This is a genomic window from Arthrobacter sp. Hiyo1 (assembly GCF_001263615.2).
Lineage (GTDB): Bacteria > Actinomycetota > Actinomycetes > Actinomycetales > Micrococcaceae > Arthrobacter.
In genome coordinates this window covers 448638-450163 of record NZ_DF952468.1, presented here as the reverse complement: position 1 = coordinate 450163, position 1526 = coordinate 448638, and the positions used below count along the sequence as shown (strand labels likewise).

Below are 1526 nucleotides of genomic sequence, written 5' to 3'. Positions count from 1 at the left end.
TTTGCGTCGGGCCGGGGGGTTTTGTTCTCTGCAGTCTCCACGTCCAAAAGCCTAGCGCGGGGGCAACGGGTGGTCCTATTGGGTTCCGGATCGCGCTTTGACGAGGCCTGCGAGCAGCCCAGGCCCTTCGGAAAGCACGAGTTCGCGGAAGAGCCTGACGGGGTCCGGTTCCTTGCGCCGTTCGCGCCAGGCAATCCCTATCTCCCGGTATGCGAGCTCCGAGTCGAGCGATACCTCCACCCACCCCAGGTCCGTGGAATCAAGGACACCTTGTGGTCCAGGCCCGAGTCCTCCCGGCGGCAGGATGCTGTAGCCCAGCCCGGCCGACACGAGTCCTCGGATGGTATGCGAGTCCTGGCTCTCGAAAGCGGTCCTCGGGCGGAAGCCCGCGTCCCGGAAGATCGCGTCGGTTAGCGAGCGCAGGCCGAAACCGGGTCCCATGGAAACGAACGGCTCATGCTTGAGCTCGGCGAGCCGCACGCTGGGCCGCCGGGCCAACTGATGGCGGTGATGGACCACTAGCCGCAACGGCTCGCGGTACAGAGAAGCCGAGCCGAGGTTCCTGCCCGGAGCCGCCACGGGTGCCGTCAAGGCGAAGTCGGCGTCACCGGCGATGAGCGATTCAAGGCAGGCGGCACGGGCTCCTTGGCTGAGCTCGAAAGCCGTGAAAGGGTGCCGGCTCCGGAATGCGCTCATGAGCAGCGGCAACGTGGCCTCGCCGAATGTGTGTTGGAAGCTCACCGCGATTCTGCCGCGGACAACATCGGATTCGTGCCGGACCACATCCAGCCCCGCCTGGAATTCCGCGAGCGCCGCTTCGATATAGGGAAGCAGCGTCTTGGCGGCCTGGGTCAGCCGGACTCCGCGGCCTTCACGGACAAGGAGCTCGGTCCCGACGACGGCGCTTGCCCGGGCCAGCGCCCGGCTCACCGTCGATTGGGGTACTCCGAGCAACTCGGCCGTCTCCGTGACATGTTCCGTCCGGCCAAGCTCAGCCAGCAGGGGGAGCAACGGCAGCAGTTGGACCAGTTGCTTGTGTTCGATGTCCATGCTTGTCCACCCTCAGATCGACCTCTTCAAAACCATCCATGTCCGCTATCAATATTAAGCGAATCATGCATTGGAGTCATCACTGATGCTCGCCCTACTGTGGACGGGTGAGTACAAACGCAGCACCCAAGAGCCTCGCAGAGTCCGATTGGGAAGGCCATCTGAAGGGCTCCACCGCGTACCGGCGGATCCTCGCCGGCCTGGCCCTCGCCGGCGTGGCCACCTTCGCGCAGCTCTACTCCACCCAGGCCGTCTTGCCGCTCATGGCGAATGAGCTGCACATCACGGCGGCCGAGGCTGCGCTCACGATTTCCTTGGCCACGGTGGGCCTAGCGGCAACGGTATTGCCGTGGTCCTTCGTCGCCGACAAGATCGGCCGCGTGCGTGCCATGGCCATCGGAATCGCGGCGGCCACCGTCTTGGGCCTGCTCGTCCCCCTGGCCCCCACCTTTCCGCTTGTCCTCGCTTTGCGGGCG

General features: G+C 65.3%; 2 protein-coding genes. One reads left to right on the top strand and one right to left on the bottom strand.

Annotated elements, in window-relative coordinates; translation table 11 throughout:
* Positions 1-75: 75 nt before the first annotated feature.
* Entirely contained in the window at positions 76-1050 is a 975-nt protein-coding gene (locus tag AHiyo1_RS02030) for a LysR substrate-binding domain-containing protein (protein ID WP_059387455.1), read from the bottom strand.
* 107 nt (positions 1051-1157) lie between these two features.
* On the opposite strand from AHiyo1_RS02030, the gene AHiyo1_RS02025 reads away from it, so the two are divergent.
* Positions 1158-1526 (top strand): MFS transporter (locus AHiyo1_RS02025; protein WP_148667420.1); only part of this gene is annotated, 369 nt, incomplete at its 3' end.

Coding starts and splice junctions, on each gene's coding strand:
- AHiyo1_RS02030 (WP_059387455.1), bottom strand. CDS start 1,050: ATGGACATCGAACACAAGCAACTGGTCCAACTGCTGCCGTTGCTCCCC.